Raw genomic sequence first — 4,493 nt, forward strand, 5'->3', positions numbered from 1 at the left:
GATGATCAGCATAAGCCGCCGTAGTAAATCCAAGGCTTGCTGTTGTAAACAATAATGCAGTAGTAATTTTCTTAAACATTTTATTTTCCTTTAAGTTAATACCCGTTGGTTTCATTAAATGTTACGGCGCTTTAAATTTAATCGATCAATTAAAATTAAGTAGTAAACATGTTTTGTTACATCCTTAATTGAACTGCTGCTTATTAGTAAAGTCATATAAACACTTACTCAATTAAAGACGTGTTAAATTAAAGGGATTAGGCATGAAACCAGTTTATAATTTTTGGAAAAACAATCGTTCTCTCATCGTATTTATTGCACTAATGAGCGTATTTAGAAGCGCTGTTGCCGACTGGTACGAAGTGCCTACAGGCTCAATGAAACCGACCATTCAAGAGGGTGATAGGATTCTTACTGATAAAATGGCTTACGACTTACGTATTCCTTTTACGCATATACCGCTTTTGAAATTAAGCGATCCGAAAACTGGCGATATCATCGTGTTTGACTCACAGGCAGCCGATAATCGTTTAATTAAGCGTGTAATTGGTTTGCCAGGAGATACCGTGGCGCTTGAAAATAATGAGCTCGTTATTAATGGTAAAAAGCTTAACTATGCAGATCAGCGCAGCAACATAGACTCACTTGATAAAATTGAAGATTTAAACGGATTAGAGCATTCGATAAGAGTGGCGAATATTCCTTCGCGTTTATCGGGGTTTGACGAAATAACAATTCCAGATGATTATTATTTAGCAATGGGCGATAACCGAGATAATAGTGCAGACTCTCGTGTAATAGGTTTAATTCCGCGTGATGAGCTATTGGGAAAAGCAGAGCGCGTTATAGTATCGCTTGATTATGATAACTATTACCTACCAAGAAAAGATCGTGTATTGAAAAAGCTGAATTAAAAAGAATGTTTAGGGCCTGTTGACCTTTCAAGATTAAAATTTGTTCAATTTAGGGGCGATTTAATCGCGGCGTTAGGTTTGTAACCTAGTGGGCTCGATAACCGCTCCTGCGTTATTCTACTGACTTATATCCATGTAAGAATAAGTAAAAACCGGGCAAAGTTTCCGCATCCAGTTGCAAATTCAACCTCGAAAGATAAACAGGTCCTAATTTTATAGTTAAAGTATAACTGCCTATTTAGGCAGTTTATTTATATAGCTTTTTACAAGCTTAGTAAGATCACTGCGTTCTTGTTCTGTGTTGACTATTTTACAAAAATCACCACTTACTGCCGCGCCGCAAGCACCTGCGTCAAACCACTGAGATATATTATCCAAAGTAATACCACCAACAGGCATTAGTTGTGCTTCTGAAAATGGGCCTGTTAATGCTTTAAAGTAACCAACGCCCATACTGCCAGCAGGAAATACTTTAATAATGTCAGCGTTATACTCAATTGCATTTGCAACATCGGTAGGTGTTAATGCGCCCATTAATACTGGTAACCCATGCTGGTGGGCAAGATCTACAACGGCTTTATTTGTGTTAGGGGTTACAATAAACTGTGCGCCAGCATCAATTGCTTGCTGAGCCAGAGTGGTATTTATTATTGTACCTGCGCCAATAAGTGCATTTTTATGAGCTGCGCGTGCTTTTGTTATTTCTTGCTCAAAGCCAGGCGTGTTTGAAGTGATTTCGAGTGCGCTTATGCCTGCATTAACTAAGCAATCAATTAATGGAGCTACATCGCTTTGTTGTTTTAAGCGTAAGATTGCGAGTAACTTATATTGCTTGATTAGCGCACTGGTATTTAGTCTTTGGGTATCAAGGTTGTTGGTCATGGTTGTTGATCTAAAAAATATTTTAATACACTGATATTATTTAAATAATGCTTATAAAGCAAATAGGGAAGCCTATAAAAAAACCGCTGACAATGTCAGCGGTTTTTAGATGGGTTATTAAGCGTTAGCTTACATTACGCGCATACCAGGCTCTGAGCCGTCATCTGGGTTAAGAATATAAATTTCTTTTCCGCCAGGACCTGCTGCTAATACCATGCCCTCAGACATACCAAAGCGCATTTTACGAGGCTTAAGGTTAGCGACCATAACGGTTAACTTACCTTCAAGATCCTCTGGTGCGTAAGCCGATTTAATACCCGCAAACACTTGGCGAGTTTCGCCGCCTAAATCAAGTGTTAGCTTAAGTAGTTTATCAGCGCCTTCTACGTGCTCTGCTTTAGCAATTTTAGCTACGCGTAAGTCTACTTTTGCAAAGTCATCAAATTCTATCTCGTCGCTAATAGGCTCTTTTGCAAGTGGGCTGTTAGGGTCAATAGTTACTTTTGGCGCTAAGCTTTCTTTAGATTCTTCAACCATTTTATTTACTTTATCCATTTCAACACGTTGCATTAACGGTTTAAATTTATTGATAGGGTGGCTTACGAGTGCATTTTGAACGCCGTCCCATGCAAGGTCGTCATTTAAAAATGCTTGTACGTTGTCGGCCATTTCTGGTAGCACGGGTTTTAAGTAAGTAATTAAAACGCGGAACAAGTTAAGACCAAGAGAACACACTTCGTGTGCTTCTTGTTGCTTAGTTTCGTCTTTAATTAATACCCAAGGTGCTGCGCCATCAATAAATTGGTTTGCTTTGTCGGCAAGCGCCATTATTTCGCGAATTGCGCGGCTGTAATCGCGGTTCTCATAGTGTGTTGTAATGCTAGGTGCAGCCGCTTGAAACTCTGCTAATAGCTCTGGTTGCATAATTGTGCTACTTAGCTTGCCATCAAACTTTTTAGTAATAAAGCCAGCACAACGGCTCGCTATGTTTACTACTTTACCTACTAGGTCTGAATTTACGCGCTGTGCAAAGTCTTCTAGGTTTAAATCAAGGTCAACAATACCGCTGCTTAATTTTGCTGCGTAGTAGTAACGTAAGTACTCTGGGTTTAAGTTATCTAAATAAGTGCGCGCTTTAATAAACGTGCCCTTCGATTTAGACATTTTTTCGCCATTTACAGTGACAAAACCATGAGCGAATACGTTAGTTGGCTTTCTAAAATTAGCGCCTTCTAGCATTGCTGGCCAAAATAAGCTGTGGAAGTAAATGATGTCTTTACCAATAAAGTGATAAAGCTCAGCGTCTGAACCTTCAGCCCAAAACTCATCAAAGTTGATGCCTGTTTTGTCACACAGGTTTTTAAAGCTCGCCATGTAACCAATAGGGGCATCTAACCAAACGTAAAAGTATTTGCCTGGTGCATTTGGAATTTCAAAACCAAAATAAGGTGCATCGCGGCTAATATCCCATTGCTGCAGCCCATCGGTAAACCATTCATCTAGCTTATTAGCCATTTCTTGTTGAATAGTGCCCGAGTGTAGCCATTCTTTTAGCATGCCTTCAAATGCTGGCAGGTCAAAAAAGTAATGCTCAGAATCTTTAAGTACAGGCTCAGCGCCCGACATTACAGAACGTGGGTTGATTAAATCTGTAGGGCTGTATGTAGCACCACATGAATCACAACTGTCGCCGTTTTGGTTTTCAGACTTACACGTTGGGCAAGTACCTGTTACAAAACGATCGGGTAAGAAAATACCTTTTTCAGGGTCGAATAATTGCGAAATAGTGTGCTTTTTAATATGACCGGCATCGTTTAGGCGGTTATAAATAAGCTCGCTTAATTCTTTATTTTCTTGGCTGTGTGTGCTGTGGTAGTTATCAAATTTGATATTAAAGTCAGCAAAGTCGCGTTGGCGCTCTATGCTGACTTGTTTTACCGCTTCTTCAGGCGTGATCCCTTGCTTTTGCGCATTAAGCATAATTGGTGTGCCGTGGGCATCGTCTGCGCAAACATAATAAGCTTCGTGGCCCTGTAGTTTTTGAAAACGTGACCAAATATCAGTTTGAATATATTCCAATAAATGACCTAAGTGAGTAGGGCCATTTGCATAAGGTAATGCGCTGGTAATCAGGATCTTTCGCTGCGTCATAATCATTCCGAATTGAGGATAAAACGCCGTTTTTATTATACAAACGGCAATTATCATTAATTTATCTACAAGCTATCTGCTTAGAGTGCGCACAGCTTATGGATTTTTATTAATTGACTGGTGTTAATGCCCTGAATGTTACATAATTCCGTGGCACTTTTCATCAAAGAAACGCTATTTAATTGCTATGTTTGGACTGTCGAAACTATTCTCTTCTAAATCGGTGCAAAAACAACCGATTATTACTGCCTTAGCGGCATATCGTAGTGCGGCTTTTGCCGTCGGTATTGACGAAAGCTTCATTAATACTATTACTCAAAATGACGATAAATCACTACACATTAAATTAACCCTGCCATTTGCTGGGCAATCAGAAATGCCTTTAGTTGAGCAACACGTAAGTGAAAGCTTAAATGTGCCTGTAACAATTAGCGCCAAGGTTATCATTAAAGAGGCAGCTAAGTTTAAGGCGATTAAACATATTGTGCTTATTGCCTCAGGCAAAGGCGGAGTAGGTAAGTCGACTACTGCCGTTAACTTGGCGGG

Annotated in this window: 4 protein-coding genes; 2 read left to right on the forward strand and 2 right to left on the reverse strand. The window is 39.6% G+C overall.

Annotation, left to right across the window (positions count from 1 at the left end; genetic code table 11):
- Positions 1-263 precede the first annotated feature (263 nt).
- Entirely contained in the window at positions 264-914 is a 651-nt protein-coding gene (lepB, locus tag L647_RS0100490; protein ID WP_024609474.1) for a signal peptidase I, read from the forward strand.
- A gap of 234 nt (positions 915-1,148) precedes the next feature.
- On the opposite strand, the gene L647_RS0100495 is transcribed toward lepB, so the two are convergent.
- Together L647_RS0100495 and metG are read right to left on the reverse strand one after the other, a co-directional pair.
- The gene (locus tag L647_RS0100495; RefSeq protein ID WP_024609475.1) at positions 1,149-1,796 is read right to left on the reverse strand and encodes a bifunctional 4-hydroxy-2-oxoglutarate aldolase/2-dehydro-3-deoxy-phosphogluconate aldolase; all 648 of its coding nucleotides are present in this window, start codon (positions 1,794-1,796) and stop codon (positions 1,149-1,151) included.
- 129 nt (positions 1,797-1,925) lie between these two features.
- On the reverse strand, positions 1,926-3,947 hold the full coding sequence (gene metG / locus L647_RS0100500; protein ID WP_024609476.1) for a methionine--tRNA ligase: 2,022 nt from the start codon (positions 3,945-3,947) through the stop codon (positions 1,926-1,928).
- A gap of 187 nt (positions 3,948-4,134) precedes the next feature.
- On the opposite strand from metG, the gene L647_RS0100505 reads away from it, so the two are divergent.
- Positions 4,135-4,493: P-loop NTPase (locus L647_RS0100505; protein ID WP_158001056.1), on the forward strand; the 359-nt coding region annotated here is incomplete at its 3' end.

The organism is Pseudoalteromonas sp. TB64, assembly GCF_000498095.1.
In the GTDB taxonomy this organism is placed as follows: Bacteria; Pseudomonadota; Gammaproteobacteria; order Enterobacterales; family Alteromonadaceae; genus Pseudoalteromonas.

What these genes read in the sequence shown, in the direction of transcription:
- lepB (WP_024609474.1), top strand. Translation starts at nt 264, where the DNA reads ATGAAACCAGTTTATAATTTTTGGAAAAACAATCGTTCTCTCATCGTA.
- L647_RS0100495 (WP_024609475.1), bottom strand. Translation starts at nt 1,796, where the DNA reads ATGACCAACAACCTTGATACCCAAAGACTAAATACCAGTGCGCTAATC.
- metG (WP_024609476.1), bottom strand. Translation starts at nt 3,947, where the DNA reads ATGACGCAGCGAAAGATCCTGATTACCAGCGCATTACCTTATGCAAAT.